The organism is Campylobacter sp. MIT 12-8780, assembly GCF_006864535.1.
Taxonomy (GTDB): Bacteria; Campylobacterota; Campylobacteria; order Campylobacterales; family Campylobacteraceae; genus Campylobacter_D.
Map to the genome: position 1 here is coordinate 23,094 of NZ_QHLL01000009.1, position 16,486 is coordinate 39,579.

The 16,486-nt window shown below is 35.8% G+C and carries 16 protein-coding genes; all 16 read right to left on the reverse strand.

What is annotated here, in order from left to right; all coding sequences use genetic code 11:
- Positions 1–3 precede the first annotated feature (3 nt).
- Positions 4–1,038, reverse strand: a complete 1,035-nt coding sequence (locus DMB95_RS07540; protein ID WP_142931563.1) for an aspartate-semialdehyde dehydrogenase — start codon at positions 1,036–1,038, stop codon at positions 4–6.
- The gene (locus tag DMB95_RS07545; protein WP_137633504.1) at positions 1,039–2,331 is read right to left on the reverse strand and encodes a sigma-54-dependent transcriptional regulator; all 1,293 of its coding nucleotides are present in this window, start codon (positions 2,329–2,331) and stop codon (positions 1,039–1,041) included. It abuts the gene before it with no gap.
- Between the two features lie 15 nt (positions 2,332–2,346).
- Positions 2,347–2,790 (reverse strand): hypothetical protein, encoded by a 444-nt coding sequence (locus DMB95_RS07550; RefSeq protein WP_142931564.1) that lies wholly within the window; start codon positions 2,788–2,790, stop codon positions 2,347–2,349.
- A 16-nt stretch (positions 2,791–2,806) separates the two neighbouring features.
- The gene (gene ccsA, locus DMB95_RS07555) at positions 2,807–6,052 is read right to left on the reverse strand and encodes a cytochrome c biogenesis protein (protein WP_142931565.1); all 3,246 of its coding nucleotides are present in this window, start codon (positions 6,050–6,052) and stop codon (positions 2,807–2,809) included.
- 35 nt (positions 6,053–6,087) lie between these two features.
- Positions 6,088–6,783 carry an ABC transporter ATP-binding protein gene (locus DMB95_RS07560; RefSeq protein WP_137633501.1) on the reverse strand — a complete coding sequence of 232 codons (696 nt, stop codon included), beginning with the start codon at positions 6,781–6,783 and terminating at the stop codon, positions 6,088–6,090.
- Between the two features lies 1 nt (position 6,784).
- On the reverse strand, positions 6,785–7,558 hold the full coding sequence (locus DMB95_RS07565; protein WP_142931566.1) for an ABC transporter ATP-binding protein: 774 nt from the start codon (positions 7,556–7,558) through the stop codon (positions 6,785–6,787).
- On the reverse strand, positions 7,555–8,586 hold the full coding sequence (locus DMB95_RS07570) for a branched-chain amino acid ABC transporter permease (protein WP_142931567.1): 1,032 nt from the start codon (positions 8,584–8,586) through the stop codon (positions 7,555–7,557). Before DMB95_RS07570 ends, DMB95_RS07565 begins: the two co-directional genes overlap by 4 nt.
- A gap of 3 nt (positions 8,587–8,589) precedes the next feature.
- Positions 8,590–9,486: a branched-chain amino acid ABC transporter permease gene (locus DMB95_RS07575; protein WP_137633498.1), complete on the reverse strand. Its 897-nt coding sequence runs from the start codon at positions 9,484–9,486 to the stop codon at positions 8,590–8,592.
- A gap of 77 nt (positions 9,487–9,563) precedes the next feature.
- Complete coding sequence (locus DMB95_RS07580) at positions 9,564–10,673, reverse strand: ABC transporter substrate-binding protein (RefSeq protein WP_137633497.1); 1,110 nt, start codon at positions 10,671–10,673, stop codon at positions 9,564–9,566.
- A gap of 15 nt (positions 10,674–10,688) precedes the next feature.
- Positions 10,689–11,804, reverse strand: a complete 1,116-nt coding sequence (locus DMB95_RS07585; RefSeq protein ID WP_142931568.1) for an ABC transporter substrate-binding protein — start codon at positions 11,802–11,804, stop codon at positions 10,689–10,691.
- 376 nt (positions 11,805–12,180) lie between these two features.
- Positions 12,181–12,453: a 30S ribosomal protein S15 gene (gene rpsO, locus DMB95_RS07590; RefSeq protein WP_142931569.1), complete on the reverse strand. Its 273-nt coding sequence runs from the start codon at positions 12,451–12,453 to the stop codon at positions 12,181–12,183.
- A 128-nt stretch (positions 12,454–12,581) separates the two neighbouring features.
- On the reverse strand, positions 12,582–13,016 hold the full coding sequence (locus DMB95_RS09670; RefSeq protein ID WP_221886040.1) for a hypothetical protein: 435 nt from the start codon (positions 13,014–13,016) through the stop codon (positions 12,582–12,584).
- A 16-nt stretch (positions 13,017–13,032) separates the two neighbouring features.
- Positions 13,033–14,631: a tetratricopeptide repeat protein gene (locus tag DMB95_RS07600; protein WP_142931570.1), complete on the reverse strand. Its 1,599-nt coding sequence runs from the start codon at positions 14,629–14,631 to the stop codon at positions 13,033–13,035.
- A 19-nt stretch (positions 14,632–14,650) separates the two neighbouring features.
- Positions 14,651–15,187: a tetratricopeptide repeat protein gene (locus DMB95_RS07605; RefSeq protein ID WP_142931571.1), complete on the reverse strand. Its 537-nt coding sequence runs from the start codon at positions 15,185–15,187 to the stop codon at positions 14,651–14,653.
- 16 nt (positions 15,188–15,203) lie between these two features.
- Positions 15,204–15,731 carry a tetratricopeptide repeat protein gene (locus DMB95_RS07610; protein WP_221886041.1) on the reverse strand — a complete coding sequence of 176 codons (528 nt, stop codon included), beginning with the start codon at positions 15,729–15,731 and terminating at the stop codon, positions 15,204–15,206.
- Positions 15,731–16,324: a sel1 repeat family protein gene (locus DMB95_RS07615; RefSeq protein WP_142931572.1), complete on the reverse strand. Its 594-nt coding sequence runs from the start codon at positions 16,322–16,324 to the stop codon at positions 15,731–15,733. Before DMB95_RS07615 ends, DMB95_RS07610 begins: the two co-directional genes overlap by 1 nt.
- Between the last annotated feature and the right edge of the window lie 162 nt (positions 16,325–16,486).

Sequence of the window (16,486 nt, forward strand, 5' to 3'; positions counted from 1 at the left end):
AAATTAAGATTTGTTATGAAGCTCAAGCCATTTTAAAGCTATACGCACGGCATTTGTAGCTGCTCCAACGCGGATTTGATCGGCTACACACCAAAGGTGCAAGACATTTTCACGACTTAAATCCTTACGAATGCGTCCCACATAGGTTTCATTTGTATCGCTGGTGAAAAGCGGCATAGGGTATTTTTTCTTTTTGATATCATCGATAAGCTTGATACTTGGGGCTTTTTCAAGGATTTTTATCGCCTTTTTGACATCTACAGCCTTTTTAAAGTGCAGTGTTAAAGCCTCACTATGACTTCTAAGCACTGGCACACGCACGCAAGTAGCTGAAAGTTCAAATTTTTTGTGTAAAATCTTTTGGCTTTCATTAATCATCTTAAGTTCTTCTTTGGTATAGCTATTTTCTTCGTTAAACACATCAATTTGTGGGATTAAATTTAAAGCCAAAGTATAAGGAAAAGTTTCAGCCTTAAACTCATCAAGCTTAAACTCAAAAAAGCTTTGCATACCACGCACAAGCTCTTCCATGCCTTCTTTGCCAGCCCCACTTGCAGCTTGATAAGTCGCCACATCAACTCTTTGCAAGTCAAAAGCCTCATCTAAGGGCTTAAGCACATGCATCATTTGTATGGTTGAGCAGTTTGGATTAGCGATAATTCCGGTTTTTTTATATAGCTTTATATCTTCAGGATTTACTTCAGGCACCACCAAAGGCACATCTTCATTCATTCTAAAATGACTTGTATTATCAATGACTACAGCACCAGCTTTTACAGCAAATTGAGCGTATTTTTCACTCACACTTCCTCCAGCACTAAAAAAGGCTATATCTACAGGATTTTGCTCAAAAACTTTTTCATTAAGCTCTAAGACTTTATAACTTTTGCCTTGAAATTCAACTTCACTGCCAGCACTTTTTGCACTAGCTAAAGGTAAAATGCTCTCAACTGGAAAATCAAGCTCATCAAGCACATTTAAAAGCTCTTCGCCAACTGCTCCAGTAGCTCCTACTATAGCTATTTTTGCTTTCATCATCTATCCTTTTAAGTCGTATTTTTTCATCTTTTCTTTGAGGCTTTTTTCACTCATATCAAGGCTTAAGGCAGCCTTACTTATATCAAAATTTTCAGCCAGTAAAACTTCTTTGATGAGTTCTTTTTCTAAATTCTTAAGCTCTTTTTTGCTTCTGCTTTCTAAAAACAAATCCTCAGCTGAAATTTGTTCATTCTCGCTTAAAATGCACGCTCTTTGCACTATGGAGATAAGTTCTCTTATATTGCCCGGAAAATCATATTCTAGCAAGGCATTTTGAGCTTCTTGGCTTAAGCTTTTGCTTTCAAGCTCATATTCGCTGCAAGTATCTTGTATGACTTGTTTGGCTATGCCTAGAATTTCATCTTTTCGCTCTCTTAAAGGCGGTATGTAGATTGGGATAGTGTTTAAGCGGTAGTATAAATCAGCTCTAAATTCGTTATTTTTGATTTTTTCTTCTATGTTTGCATTTGTGGCTGATACTATCCTAACATTGATTTTAAGGCTTTTGGTGCTTCCTAGTCTGGTGATTTCTTTTTCTTGCAAGGCTCTTAAAAGCTTAGCTTGAATTTCAAAAGGCATTTCGCCTATCTCATCTAAAAAAAGCGTGCCTTCATTAGCAAGCTCAAAAAGTCCTATTTTAGTGGCGTTTGCGTCTGTAAAAGCACCTTTTTCAAAGCCAAAAAGCTCACTTTCGATGAGATTACTTGGAATGGCTGCCATGTTAATAGCCACAAAAGGCTTTGAGGCTCGTTTTGAGTTTTGATGAATGAAATTTGCAAACAATTCTTTGCCAACTCCACTTTCACCAGCAAGTAAGACGCTAGCATCTGTTTTAGCAGCTTTCAAGCTTAAATTTAAAGTTTTTTCAAGGGCTTGGGAGCTTGCAAAAAAGCCTTGTTTTTCTTCTTTGTCTTTGCTTTTTTTCTCGTTTGTTTTGGTTTTTTCACGCACGATTTTTGCTCTTTTAATGGCTGTGATGAGAGTGCTTACATCAAAAGGCTTGGTTAAAAAGTCTTTCACACCAAGCCTGACAGCTTCTATAGCCTTGCTTAAGGTTGCATTGCCTGTGATGATGATAAAATCATATTTATTCTCACAAGCCTTGATAAACTCAAGTCCATCAATGCCGGGCATGTTAATATCAGTGATGATTAAGTCTGTGTTTGAGTCAAGTTTTTTAAGGGCTTCTGTGGCTGATTTGTAGGTTTTAATATGAAATTCCTCAAACTCGCCTAAAGCGATTTCAAGGGATTTTCTCATATTTATATCATCTTCAACTATGACTAAGTTCATCTTTTTTCCTTAAAACTAGCCTTTATTTTCACGCATCTTTCTTTTTGCTAGTCCCATTTGTTCATAAGCATCGATTTCTTTTTTATAGCTTGAATAACGTTTTGAAAGCTCTCTGTTTAAAAAAGAAATATTTTTTGCTGTAGAGTTTTCATGAATGGCTATAGCAGTGACAAAATCTAGTTTTTTTTTCGCATCAGAGCTTAAATTTTTACCACTTTTAAAAGGGAGTTTTTGAGTATTGATAAAGATTAAGATTAGTTCGTGAAGTTCGCTAGAGCTTAAATTTGGATTAGAAAGACGCGAAAGCATTTGCTCAAGGCTTAAAGCCTTAGGGCTTGCTTTGCTTGTTGTGGTGCTTGTTTTTGGATTTTTTTTATTCATCATTACAAGCACGACGATTACAAATACTATGATAAGTATAACAAAAACGATGATAAAACCAAGTAGTCCTGAACTCATATTTTTCTTTCTAAATTTATAGTTTTTTTGTCATTTTTCTTTTTGGATAGGCTATTATAGCTAAAATTACCATAAATAAGAAAGAAAAATACACATAATTTGGAATTTTTGCTGCTTCACCTGCTGCATAAGAGTGCAAGCCTACTAAAAAATAATTCACCCCAAAATAAGTCATAATAATGCTCCAATACGCAAACATTGAAGCAAGAGCAAAATTAAACTGATTGCAAAGGCTTGGTATAAGTCTTATATGAAGCACGCTTGCATACACTAAAATACTAATTAAAGCCCAAGTTTCTTTACTATCCCAGCTCCAATACCTGCCCCAGCTTTCATTTGCCCAAATGGCTCCTAGAAAATTCCCAGCTGTTAGCAAACAAAGTCCCAAAATCATCGCCATTTCATTGATACGCGTAGCTTCTGTGATATTTCTTTGTATATTGGCATTATACTTGCCATCTTTTTTTAAGAACAACATTAAAGCGAGCACAAAAATTCCAAGCAAGCAACAAAGCCCTAAAAATCCATAGCTAGCTGTAATCACAGAAACATGTATAGTCAGCCAATAGCTGTCTAAAACAGGGACTAAATTGGTGATTTGTGGATCCATTTCGCTAAGGTGAGCTACCCACAGCACAAGCCCAGCTAAAATAGAAGTTAAAGCAAGAGCAATAGGACTTTTTCTTGAAAAGAAAATTCCACTTAAAGCTAAAGCCCAAGCGATATAAACCATACTTTCATAAGCATTGCTCCAAGGAGCATGATCGGCTAGATACGCTCTTAAGCAAAGCCCTGCGGTGTGGATTAAAAAGGCTATGATATTAAGCGTATATACAAGCTTAAAGATGAGTGAAATTCTAAGGTTTGGCTTTATCATCTTAGCTAAAATCAGCACCAGCAAAAAGATACCAGCAAGTAGATATACAGGTGTAAGCTTGACAAAAATTTGATTTTTATTCATGAAAAGCTCAGCTTTGATCTTGCCCTCACTTGGCATAACTTCGCTAGCGTATTTGTATTGGTAATTTTTAATGCCTTCAAGTGCCTTATCTGCCTCGCTATAATCACCACTTTTCACAGCCTCACCCAAACTTGCAAAATAATAATACAAAGGCACTATACCTTCTTGTCTTTCTTTTTCATCTTGTAAATTTAAAAGCTCAAAGATAGTCAGCCAAGTGTGATTTTCATCATTTTGCTTAGGGATAATCCTAAAAAGCTCGCCGGTAAGGGCTAAAAAGACGATATTTACTCTTTCATCAAGCTTGATAATCTCTTTATCAAAAATCCCTCTTGCGTTAGGATTTTTACGATTTGCATTTTCTACATATTTTGTGAGTATGTATTGTCTTTCTTGATTGAAAAAGTCTTCAAAGGCAAGGTAAGGTTCGCTTTTAACGCCTAAAATTCGAGCGATTTCATCGCGTATAGCTTTGTTTTTTGGCATGATGATGAGTTTTTCTTTGCCCCAAATTTCTTGTTTATCTAAAAACATAGATAAAACCACCGCATCGCTACTTAAGCCTTTATAGCTAGTGTCTTTATATACTTTTTCTAAAATTTCACTTGAAAGTGTGTTTAAAGGCACCATTCTGCCACTAAATTTTTGCACGATTAAAGCACCAAATTTTTGGCTGTGTTCTGGGCTTATCTTGCTTGAATTTCCTAATTCTTCAGCCTTTAAATTTGAGCTTAAAAAGCACAAGCTAAGCAGTAAAATCAAGGTTGAGTTTTTCAAAGCATCTTGATTGATAAGGCGCGCTAGGGTTCTAAAACGTGATTTTGGATTAAAGATATTTAAAAACATACCGATGAAAAGTAGGGTGTAGCCAACATAAGTTGTAAGCTTACCCGGGTCTTGATTGATCGAAAGTATAGTGCCTTTTTCATCTTGATCGTAAGAGCTTTGATAAAAGCGGTAGCCTTTATAGTCTAAAACATTATTCATAAAGATATTAAACTCGAATTTATTGTCCTCATCATCAATCTCAACAAGGCTTTCATAAGATTTTGGCGACATAGAGCCAGCATAGCGATCAAGTTTAAAATCTTTTAGCAAAAGTGAAAAGCCCAAATCCTCAGTATAAGGGCTAAAGCCTATAAAAAAGGCTTTTGAGCCAAGATCAACACGTACAGGCTTGTTATTTTCAAAGACAAAAAAGCTGGTTTTTTCGCCTTTGTATTCAAGCTCAAGTTCAAGGGCATTTACAGCGTTTGCTCCTAGTTCTAAAGGCTGATATTCTTTACTCATCGCAAAGTCCTTAAATGCGAGCAAGCTTGAAGCTTTCCAGTTTTGTGGCTCGCCAAAAAAGCTGATTAAAAGCGTTCGCCCAAATTCAGCCCAAATTCCTTTAAACCACAACCAAAAGCTTTCATCTTGAGCTCTATTTGCTCCAACTATGCTTTGCTTAGCACTTAAAGACACATCTTTAATCACGAAATTAAAGTCTTTTAGATCATATAATCTCTTTTCATTTGAATTTGCCTTTTCATTTGCCTTTAAAACAGCGTTTTCACCGCTACTCATACTTAAGAAATTTAAGTTTTGACTTGAGCTAAGTTCTAGGTTTTTATCCACCTTGATAAAAGGGGCTTTTACTTCATCATTTAAAAACGCAAAGTTAATGCCAGCGATATTTTGCACCTCATTTTCTTGAAGGATAAGTTCTTTTACGCCTTCATCTTTAAGGTTGATGACTAAAGAAAGTAAAGGCTTGCCTTCTTTGTCCTCGATGAATTTTTCTTTCGCATCAAGGAGTAAATTTTTATATCTTAAACTTGCTGTTGAGTCTTCAAGCTTAAGATCAAGCTTGAAATGGTTTGCAAAAGGTAAAATGGCTATATCTTGAGGTATTGCTAAGCCTTTGACTTGTCCATTTTCAAGAGTATAAAATTTGATGAAAGATTTCGAGCTTTCAAAAGTCGAGCTTTTTTCACTTTCTCTGATGTGCATAAGCCCTTCAAAGCCAAAATAACGCGTAAAAATAGAACCAGCAAGGATAAATAAAAAAGAAAGATGAAAGATAAGCACAGGTAGTTTTTTAAGCTCGATCATCTTGTAAGCAAAAATCGCAAAGATTAAATTGATACCAAGCAAGAGCTGGATCAAGCCAAACCAAAGTGTGCCATAGATCATCACCCAAGCCGTTGCAGTGCCATAACTGCTTTCAATAAAAGTTGCCATAGCACAGCTGAATGCAAAAAGCAAAAACAAAATGATGGAGAGTTTTAAATTGCCACAGGCTTTAACTAGATTTTTCATAGTAAGGATTATAGCAATTTGAAGTTAATTTGCATTTATAATCCTAAATATTTTTTACGAACTCTATCATCGCCAATAAGCTCTTTAGCCACACCTTGCATAGAAATTTCGCCATTTTCTAAAACATAAGCATAATCACTGATTTTTAGGGCTGAAAAGGCATTTTGCTCGACTAAAAGTATGGTAATACCTTCTTCTTTAAGCTTGATAATGATCTCAAATACCTCGCTGACTATCTTTGGAGCAAGTCCTAAGCTTGGTTCATCAAGCATTAAAAGCTTGGGCTCACTCATCAAAGCTCTTGAAATAGCTAGCATTTGAGCTTCGCCTCCGCTTAAATTTCCAGCTAGGCTATTTTTTTTGCTTTTTAGTCTTGGAAAAAGCTTATACATTTGCTCTTTTAAATGCTCATAATTTTCATCATTGTTAAAAGCACCGATTTTTAAATTTTCCTCAACACTTAAGTTGATGAAAACACGTCTTCCTTCAGGCACTAAGGCTATACCTTTTTGCACCAAAGTGTGCGGTAAGTGTCTTTTGGTATCATAGCCTAGAAAATTAATCTCGCCTTTTCTTTTGACAAGATTAAGCATAGCGTTTAAAGTTGAGGTTTTACCAGCTCCGTTTGAGCCAATTAAACTGATGATTTGTCCGGTTTTTACCTCAAAGCTGATATTTTTTACAGCTTGAATTAAACCATAATACACGCTTAAATTCTTTACACTTAACACTTCAAGCCTCCAAAACTTCTATATCGCCAAGATAAGCAGCTATGACTTCTTTATTTAAAACAGCTTCTTTGATATCGCCTTCAAAGATAGTTTTACCATAATCAAGCACCAAAACCCTATCACAAAGCTTATTGACAAATTTCATATCATGTTCTATGAGTAAAATGCTAAGTTTATAAGTATCTCTTAGATGAAAGATAAGCTCTGCAAGCTCTTCGCCTTCAGCTGAGTTCATACCAGCAGCTGGCTCATCAAGTAAAAGCAGGCTTGGATTTGTCGCCATAGCTCTAGCAATTTCTACCTTTCTTTGCTGTCCATAGCTTAGACTTGTCGCTTTTTCATGGGCAAAATGTTCTAAATTCAGCTCTCTTAAAAGCGCAAAGGCTTTTTCTTTACTTTCTTTTTCAGCTTTTTTAAAACGTCCAAGGTGCAAAAAAGCTTCAAAAACACTATATCTTATGCTTTTATCAAAACCTATAAGCACATTTTCAAGCACATTCATTGAAGAAAAAAGCCTGATATTTTGAAAGGTTCTTGCTATGCCAAGATGCACGATTTGGTGCGGTTTTAAAGGATTTAAAAGCTGATTTTTAAAAAACACTTGTCCTTTGCTTGGCTTATAATTTCCGGTGATGATATTAAAAAGCGTAGTTTTTCCAGCTCCATTTGGACCAATTAGGGCAAAAATTTCGCCCTTTTTAATGCTAAAATTCACATCTTTAATCGCCTCAACGCCACCAAAACTTTTTGAAATTCCTTTAAGTTCAAGTATCATTTGCTTTTCCTTTTGAATTTAAAAAGTTCAAGTAGCTCTTTATCGCCCATTATGCCTTTTCTTGCAAAAAGCATGATAAGTATAAGTATGAGTGAATACACAAGCATTCTAAGCCCAGGTAAAGCCTCAGTTTCATAACCAAAGAAATTCATAGGCTCATCTAAAAATCTCAACCACTCAGCCCCACCGATAACCAAAATCGCTCCTATAATCGCTCCTGTAGTTGATCCAAGTCCGCCTAAAACGATGATAATAAGAAGCTGAAAAGTCAGCAAAAAGTCAAATTGTTCAGGAGAAACTGAAGCATAAAAACACGCTAATAAAGCCCCACCTACGCCTTCGCAAAATGCAGAAGTGCCAAAAGCAAGGCTTTTAATCCAAAAAGTATTAATCCCCATAGCACTTGCTGCGTCCTCATCATCTCTTACAGCTTTCATCGCGCGTCCGTATTTTGAATACACTAAATTCAAAATCAAAAGCACAACGACAATCGCCACGCCTCCACTCCACCATAAATTCGTATATCGTGGCAAGTCATTTAAGCCCAAAGAGCCATTGGTAATAGAAGGAAAATTAATCGCTAAAAGTTTAATGATAATGCCAAAGCCCAAAGTTACGATAGCAAGATAATCCCCCCTTACCCTAAACACCGCAAAAGAAAGGATAAAAGAAAGTATCAAAGCACAAAGCCCACCCATAAACAAAGCAAAGATAAAACTTGTTGAATGAAAAGCTAAAATAAAAGAGCTTGGATCTTCTAAGGAAAACTGATCAACTTTTGCTTCAGGACTTAAAAGAATCAAAGCTGCAACATAAGCACCTATAGCAACAAAGCCATTTGGCTCAAGTGAAAACTGCCCGGTAACGCCATTGATGAGATTGTAACTTACCGCAAGGATAATGAAAATGGCGATTTGATTGATGATATCCATACCATAATCACTAAAATAATACGGCGCTATAGCGATAAAGGCAAGGCTAAGAATGATAAAACTAAGATGTGAAAAAGTATTTGCTTGAACTCTCATCGCTTAAAACCTACTTCTTTCATAGTTTATGCCTAAAATTCCACTTGGCTTAAAAAGCAAGACAAAAACCAAAAAGATAAAAGCAAAAGCGTCTTTAAAACCGCCTAACTCTGGGAAAAAAGCAACAGCAACTACTTCGCTAAAACCTATGATAAGCCCACCTAAAACCGCACCAACCACGCTTCCTATACCGCCTAAAACCGCTGCTGCAAAGGCTTTTAAGCCTATTAAAACGCCCATATAAGGATCAACTGAAGGGTAATTTAAAGCCCAAAATACCCCACCAATAGCTGCTAGGGCTGAACCAAGAGCAAAGACTATAGAGATGATTTTATTTGCATCTATACCCATTAAATTTACCGTGCTTACATCAAAAGCTAAAGCGCGTATAGCAATGCCGTATTTGCTTTTATACAGCACATAAAGCACAAAAAGCAAGATGAAAAAAGTCAGCACAGGCACAAAAATACTCACTATGCTAATGCTTAAATCCCCAAAAATAAAGACTTGTTGCAAATACTGAGGTGCTTCAAATAAACGAGGTCTTGCTCCAAAAAGTATATTAAAAAGATTTTGTATAAAATAACTCATACCTATAGCAGTGATAAGAAGTGAAATTTTAGGCGCTTTTCGTAAAGGCTTATAAGCGATTTTATCCATAGCTATACCTATACAAGCTGCAAAGATCATCGCTAAAGCTAGGGCTGCTAAAAAAGGTAAATTTAAAGCTGTGATACAAAAAAGAGCCGTATAAGCACCTATCATCATAATCTCACCATGAGCAAAGTTAATCAAACGCAAAACTCCATACACCATAGTATAACCAATGGCAATGAGTGCATACATACTGCCTAAGCTAAGTCCATTAATGAGCTGTTGCAAAAAAAAGCTTGTTTGCATTGCTTTATTCCTATTTGTTTTTATTTGATTTTGAAAAGCTGTAAAATTTTTGATCTTACAGCTTGGTATTTTTACAATCAAGGATTGATCAAGTCCTTATAGACTTGTTTTTGATTTTTAATCTCTTTAAGCACTAAAGAGCGTTTAGCATTTCCACTTTTATCTATGCTAATGACGCCTGAAACGCCTTGAAAATCATTTGTTGTATGAATTTTTTCATTGATACATTCACTTGTTAAATTTGGCACGCATTGTTGCATAGCTTCAAACATCACAAGATACGCATCAGCTCCCATAGCTGTGAAGTTTGGCACTTCTTTGCTTGAGTGTTTGCTTTCATACAGCTTGATAAAATCTTTGCTTACTTGAGTTGGAGGGTTGGCTGCATCAAAGCTATCTGTGAAAAGATGCCCCTCGCTTGCTTCTCCTGCAAGTTGGATAAAAGTCTCATCAGCCACACCATCAGCTGAAGCAAAAGGCACTTTAAGCCCAGCTGCAGCAGCTTGACGCACAAAAAGCGAGGCTTCGCTGTAATACAAAGGCAGATACACAAAATCCGGTTTTAGGTTTTGAATTTGAGCGATAAGAGCTTTAAAGTCCTTTTCTTTCGAGCTTATTCGAAGCTTTGCTAGGATTTTACCGCCTTTAGCTTGAAATTCTTTTTCAAAAGCCTTGCTTAAGCCCAAAGAATAATCCGTGCTTTGATCACTTACTATCACAGCATTTTTGTAGTTTAGCTTTGTATAAGCATAACTTGCTAAAGCTGAGCCTTGAAAACTATCCATAAAACATACTCTACTTGCGTAGTGTTTGTTGTTTAAAAGCTTATCAGCTGTTGCAGCTGGTGCGATGAGAGGCACTTTTTTGTTTTCTGCTACTGATATGGCTTGCAAGGTGTTTGCTGTTACCATTTCGCCGATAAGTCCTAAAGCTTTGTCTTTTGAGATAAGGCGATTTGCAGCATTTGCGCTTTCTAGCTTGTCGCCTTTAGTATCAACGACTACAAGCTTGATCTCATCGCCATTGCTAAGCTTGTTTTTCATTGAATTTGCAAGTTTAATGCCTTCTAAAGCACTTTGTCCATAGGCTGCAGTAGCTCCGCTTAAAGGCATAATCACGCCTATATTAAGCTCTTTTGCACAAAGAGCAAGGCTAGAAAGGAGCAAGAAGTTTAACACTTTTTTCATATTTTTCCCTTTCAATTAAGGCATAATAGTGCTTTTAAACACTTGTTTGCCATTAACTATCTCTTTAATCACCACAGAACGAGACGCATTACCGCTTGAATCTATGTTAATCACACCGCCTACGCTTTGAAAGTCTTTGGTTGAATGAATTTCTTTATTTACACATTCGCTGTTAAGATTGCTTGAGCAAGCATTTAAGGCTCTTAACATCACAAGATACGCATCAGCTCCCATAGCGCTAAAGGCTGGCACTTCTTTACTGCCTTTTTCTTTTTCATAAGCAGCAACAAATTCCTTGCCTGTTTGTGTGCTTGGATTGTGTGCGTCAAAGCTATCTGTAAAGATTACGCCATTTACAGCTGAACCTCCAAGCTCGATGAAGGTTTGATTATTCACCCCATCGCCTGCACTCATAAGCTTATCAAAGCCTATGCTTCTTGCTTGTTTAGCGATTAACGCAGCTTCTGGATGATAAATAGGCATATACACAAAATCAGCATTTAAGCTTTTAAGCTGAGAAGCTATGGCTTTAAAGTCCTTATCTCCGCTTGAAATGGTAAGCTTTTTAACGATTTTACCGCCATTTTGAGTAAATTTGCCCTCGAAAACCTTTGCTAAGCCCAAAGAATACACATTAGCTTGATCAACGATTAAAACTGCTGTTTTTAAGCCAAGCTCTTTGCTTGCATAATCTGCGAATTTTTCGCCTTGAAAGCTATCCATAAAACATACTCTGCTTGAGTAGGATTTTTTGTTTAAAAGTTTATCTCCAGAAGCAACCGGTGCGATCATTGGCACTTTTTTGCTTTCAGCTACTGAGATCACTTGCATAGTATTTGTGGTGATAGCTTCGCCTATGAGTGCGATGACTTTATCTTGAGAAACTAGCCTTGTTGCAGCGTTTGAGCTTTCGATCTTATCGCCTTTGCTATCAATGATGACAAGTTTTACCTCATCGTTATTTTGCATTTTTGGATAGAGTTTATTTGCTAGTGAAATACCAGCAAGCACATCTTGTCCATAGGCTGAAAGTGAGCCTGTAAGTGGTAAGACAACGCCGATTTGAACCTCTTTAGCAAAAAGCGAGCTAGCTAAAGCCAAAGCACCTAAAATAAAATGAATTTTTTTCATAAGCAATCCTCCTTTAAGAATGAGCTTTTGTGTCAATGAATTTAAAGTTTTTTAGAAAAATAACGATTAGCGAAGCAGGGTGCTACTTAAGACTTTTTATCATAAAATATGATTTATGAAAAGCTCGCACAATGCAAGCCCCTTAAATTCTATAAAAACGAAAGCACATTATAGCATAAATTCAAAGAAAATAAATCAAAAAAGCTTTAAAATCATCTTTGCTTGCTTAAAAAGAGCAAAAGGCTATGTGTGTTTTTGGTGTTTTTAGGTAAAGTGTTATCAAACATAAATTCCAAGCAAAAATAAAGCTGGTTTTAAATGTTTTAGCTTGAGTTTGCAAGAGTTTAAAAGCTCATCAAGTCGATGAGCTTGAAATTTATTTATCTCTTAAGTTAAGCTCAGCGATAAGCTTGCTGTAGCTTTGATAGTCTTTTCTTTTAAGATAAGCTAAAAGTCTTTTTCTTTGTCCTACAAGTTTTAAAAGTCCTAATCTTGAAGAAAAGTCTTTTTTAAAAACTTTAAGGTGTTCTGTAAGTTGAGTAATCCTCGCACTTAAAAGCGCAACTTGAACTTCAGTGGAGCCTGTATCTCCTTCTTTTCTAGCGAATTTCGCAACAATTTGAGCTTTTTGAGCCGAATCCAAAGCCATTTTGACCTCCTGATTGGTATTTTAAAAAAGTGTAATTATAGCCTAAAAAACCTAAAAAAAGCTGAAATTTTAAAATTTCAAAGCCTAAGTTTTATAAAAAAACAGAGCGTATAAAACGCTTTGTGATTTTATATTGAATTCAGTATTTTGTAAGCATCACATCCTGCTTGTTCGCCTAAATCACAAGCTTTGCCATAATATTCTTTCGCTTTTGCCTTGTTTTGTTTAACACCACCACCTCCAATTGCAAAAACAGACCCTAGAATGCCACAACCGACAGCGTCATTCAAATCACATCCTTTTTGAGAAAAAGAAGCTGCCTTGCGATATTCTTTATTACTAGAGTATGCCGCCCCCACAACCGAGCAAGCGTAGCCTCTAACCTCTTTACTTAAACTCTTATCATTGCACCTTGGTTCAAAAAATGATATGAGCCTTTTGCAAGCTTGTTTATCTTTATTTTCACAAGCATTGAGATCTTGTATGAATTCATCCTCACTATCATAAGCCCAAAGTAAATTTACCCCACAAAGTAAAAATAAAATAAACACAAATTTTTTCATTATTTTTCTCCTTTTTTTAATTTAGTCTTTTATACTCATCGCACCCTTGCTGAAGTCCTAAATCACAAGCCTTACCATAATACTCTTTAGCTGTGGCTTTATTTTGTCTTACACCTTTTCCATTGTAATGAGAATTTCCAAAATTATAACAACCCCATCCATCACCCAAATCACAAACTTTTTTAAATAATGAATTGGCTTTTTGATAATCTTGTCTTACACCTTTTCCATTGTAGTATAAAATTCCCAAATTATTACAAGCATCTTTACGATCTACATTACAAGCTTTTTGCCAAAATGAGCCTGCTTTTTGATAATCTCTCTTTACGCCTTGTCCATTGTAATACAAATATCCTAAATTATTACAAGCGTAGTATTCATTACCCAAATCACAAGCTTTTTGATAGAATGAAGCTGCTTTTTGATAACTCTGTCTTACACCTTCTCCCTTGGCATATGAAACACCCAAATTATTGCAGGCTCCTTTACTGCCTAAATCACAAGCTTTTTGGTAAAATGAATTAGCCTTTCGGTAGTCTTGTTTCACGCCTTTTCCACTGGCATATGAAGATCCTAAATCAAAACAAGCTTCCCCATGATCTAAATCACAAGCTTTTTGATAGTCTCGCTCTACACCTTGTCCTTTGTAATACAAAATTCCCAAATTCTCACAAGCTTCTTTAATACCAGAGTCACAAGCTTTTTGCCATGATGAAGCTGCTTTTTGGTAGTCATATGATACACCATTTCCATAATAATACGAATTTCCCAAATAAAAACAAGCTTCTTTAACATCCAAATCACAAGCTTTTTGAAAAAGCGAAACTGCTTTTTGGTAATTTTTCTCTATACCCAATTCCCCGTTATTGTATGCAAGTCCCAAATTAAAACAAGCTTCTTTAACATCCAAATCACAAGCTTTTTGCCAAAATAAAACTGCTTTTTGATAATCCTGCCTTACACCTTCTCCATCGAAGTATGAATATCCCAAACTAAAACAAGCATCTCCAATATCTAAATCACAAGCTTTTTGCCATAATGAAGCTGCTTTTTGATAGTCTTGCTCTACGCCTTGTCCATTGTAGTATGATTTCCCCACTTGATAACAAGAAAACCCTTCACCTAAATCACAAGCCTTGCTAAAATATTCCATGGCTTTAGATTCATCGTTGTTGAAAATAGCAAACATTCCCAAACCAAAACAAGCTTCTTTAACATCCAAATCACAAGCTTTTTGAAAAAGCGAAACTGCTTTTTGCGGATCTTTTTCTACACCATCTCCGCTAAGATATAAATTTGCTAAACGATCACAACCCTCGCCATGTTCTAATTCGCAAGCCTTTTGATACAAAGAATGAGCTTTTTGGTAATCTTCTTCAACTTCTTCATATACTCTACCTACCAAAGAGCAATTAGCGCCCCTTTTTGCTTTATCCAAGCTTTCATCATCGCATGATGGCTCAAACTCAGTCTTTACTTTTTCGCAAGCTTGTTTGTCTTTATTATCAAGACAAAGATTAACATTTTGTTCAGGTTTATCCATAGCTAATTTTACTCCAAAAAATAAAATCACTACAATCAATACAAATCCTATAACAAATATAACTTTTTTCATCTTTGCCCCTACTTATCTTTTATTGGCTCATTTCTTTATAATTATTGCACCCTTGCTGAAGTCTTAAATCACAAGCCTTACCATAATACTCTTTAGCCTTAGCCTTGTTTTTCTTTACACCTCTTCCATTATAGTAAAAAATTCCCAAATTAAAACAACCTATACCCTCACCCAAATCACAAGCTTTTTGAAAAAATGAAGCTGACTTCTCAAAACTTTGCCTTACACCTTCTCCAGTCTCATATAATGTTCCTAGTACAGCACAACCACCTCCATTTCCCAAATCGCATGCTTTTTGCGAAAAAGAAGCTGCCTTGTGATATTCATTATTACTACCAAATGCAGCTGCCACAACCCAGCAAGCGAAGCCTCTATGCTCTTTGCTTAAACTCTCACCATTGCAACTTGGTTCAAAAACTGATATGAGCTTTTTGCAAGCTTGCTCATCTTTATTTTTGCAAGCATTGTAATCTTGCATGAATTCATCCCTACTATCATTTGCCCAAAGCAAATTTACCCCACAAAGTAAAAATAAAATAAACACAAATTTTTTCATTACAAACCTTTCTTAATTATCTTGAATTCAGCCTTTTGTAACTATCACATCCTAGTTGTTCGCCCAAATCACAAGCTTTGCCATAATACTCTTTTGCTTTTGCCTTGTTTTGTTTGACACCATCTCCATTTTCATAAAGAGCCCCTAGGATGACACAACCGACAGCGTCATTCAAATCACATCCTTTTTGAGCAAAAGCAAATGATTTTTTAAAGTCCTGTTTTACACCTTCCCCTAAACCATACAATCTTGCAATTTTTCCACAACCAAAACCATGTCCCAAATCACATCCTTTTTGAAAAAAAGAAGCTGCCTCGCGATATTCGTTATTGTTAGAGTATGCCGCCCCCACAACCGAGCAAGCGTAGCCTCTAACCTCTTTACTTAAACTCTTATCATTGCACCTTGGTTCAAAATGTGATATGAGCCTTTTGCAAGCTTGTTTATCTTTATTTTCACATTGCATGAATTCATCCTTACTATCATAAGCCCAAAGCAAATTTATCCCACAAAGTAAAAATAAAATAAATACAAATTTTTTCATCATTCCTCCTCCTCATCTTGCCAATTTTTTTTGCCTAAGATTCGGGCTATTTTTTGGCGGCACGCTTTTGCTTTTTCTTCATTTGAATTTATGCCTTGTGTTGCATAAAAAATACCTTTTTTATAGATAGTCATTAATTGTTTTAAAGCTAGGATATGATCTTGTTCTCCTGCCTTTTCAAAATACTTCACAGCCAAAGGATAATTTTGCTCTATGCCATAAAAATACCAGCCATCATAGTTATTAAAATAAACCTTTCCCAAAAAATACCAAGCCTCGCCATAATTGTTAAGATTAGCAACCTTTTCCATCAATTCTAAAGCCTGCTTAAAATCTGCCTCCTTGCCGTTATCTTGTTTTTCTTGTTCTTGCTTAAACTTTTCTTTAGCTTCCAAATAAAGCTCGTGTGCTTTTTTAAGCTCCTTGGCTCGTTGAGCATATTTTTGTGCTTCTTTTTGATTGGCGGCAATTGTATAGTTATCATAATATATACCCTTGCTGTAGATGATAACTAAGGCTTCGCACATAACAATGCTACCTTGTTTTGCTTCTTGCTTGAGAAAATCAAGCAATGTATTGTTGATATGATCCATTCTTGCTCCTTAATTTGTATAAAATTCAAATATTCGCAAAATTGTAGCCCCCCCCCCCCTTAAGAAATGCTTAAATTTTTTATCTTTTTTGAAATTCATTTTAAAAATAAAATAAAGGCAAATTTTTCACTACTTTATATTTGCGCTTTAATAATCCCACGC

Bases quoted from the DNA above. Each gene is read 5' to 3' on its own strand.
- DMB95_RS07545 (WP_137633504.1), bottom strand. From the start codon at position 2,331: ATGAACTTAGTCATAGTTGAAGATGATATAAATATGAGAAAATCCCTT.
- DMB95_RS07585 (WP_142931568.1), bottom strand. From the start codon at position 11,804: ATGAAAAAAATTCATTTTATTTTAGGTGCTTTGGCTTTAGCTAGCTCG.
- DMB95_RS07565 (WP_142931566.1), bottom strand. From the start codon at position 7,558: ATGATACTTGAACTTAAAGGAATTTCAAAAAGTTTTGGTGGCGTTGAG.
- DMB95_RS09670 (WP_221886040.1), bottom strand. From the start codon at position 13,016: ATGAAAAAATTTGTGTTTATTTTATTTTTACTTTGTGGGGTAAATTTA.
- DMB95_RS07610 (WP_221886041.1), bottom strand. From the start codon at position 15,731: ATGAAAAAATTTGTATTTATTTTATTTTTACTTTGTGGGATAAATTTG.
- DMB95_RS07580 (WP_137633497.1), bottom strand. From the start codon at position 10,673: ATGAAAAAAGTGTTAAACTTCTTGCTCCTTTCTAGCCTTGCTCTTTGT.
- DMB95_RS07605 (WP_142931571.1), bottom strand. From the start codon at position 15,187: ATGAAAAAATTTGTGTTTATTTTATTTTTACTTTGTGGGGTAAATTTG.
- DMB95_RS07600 (WP_142931570.1), bottom strand. From the start codon at position 14,631: ATGAAAAAAGTTATATTTGTTATAGGATTTGTATTGATTGTAGTGATT.
- rpsO (WP_142931569.1), bottom strand. From the start codon at position 12,453: ATGGCTTTGGATTCGGCTCAAAAAGCTCAAATTGTTGCGAAATTCGCT.
- ccsA (WP_142931565.1), bottom strand. From the start codon at position 6,052: ATGAAAAATCTAGTTAAAGCCTGTGGCAATTTAAAACTCTCCATCATT.
- DMB95_RS07540 (WP_142931563.1), bottom strand. From the start codon at position 1,038: ATGATGAAAGCAAAAATAGCTATAGTAGGAGCTACTGGAGCAGTTGGC.
- DMB95_RS07575 (WP_137633498.1), bottom strand. From the start codon at position 9,486: ATGCAAACAAGCTTTTTTTTGCAACAGCTCATTAATGGACTTAGCTTA.
- DMB95_RS07615 (WP_142931572.1), bottom strand. From the start codon at position 16,324: ATGGATCATATCAACAATACATTGCTTGATTTTCTCAAGCAAGAAGCA.
- DMB95_RS07550 (WP_142931564.1), bottom strand. From the start codon at position 2,790: ATGAGTTCAGGACTACTTGGTTTTATCATCGTTTTTGTTATACTTATC.
- DMB95_RS07570 (WP_142931567.1), bottom strand. From the start codon at position 8,586: ATGAGAGTTCAAGCAAATACTTTTTCACATCTTAGTTTTATCATTCTT.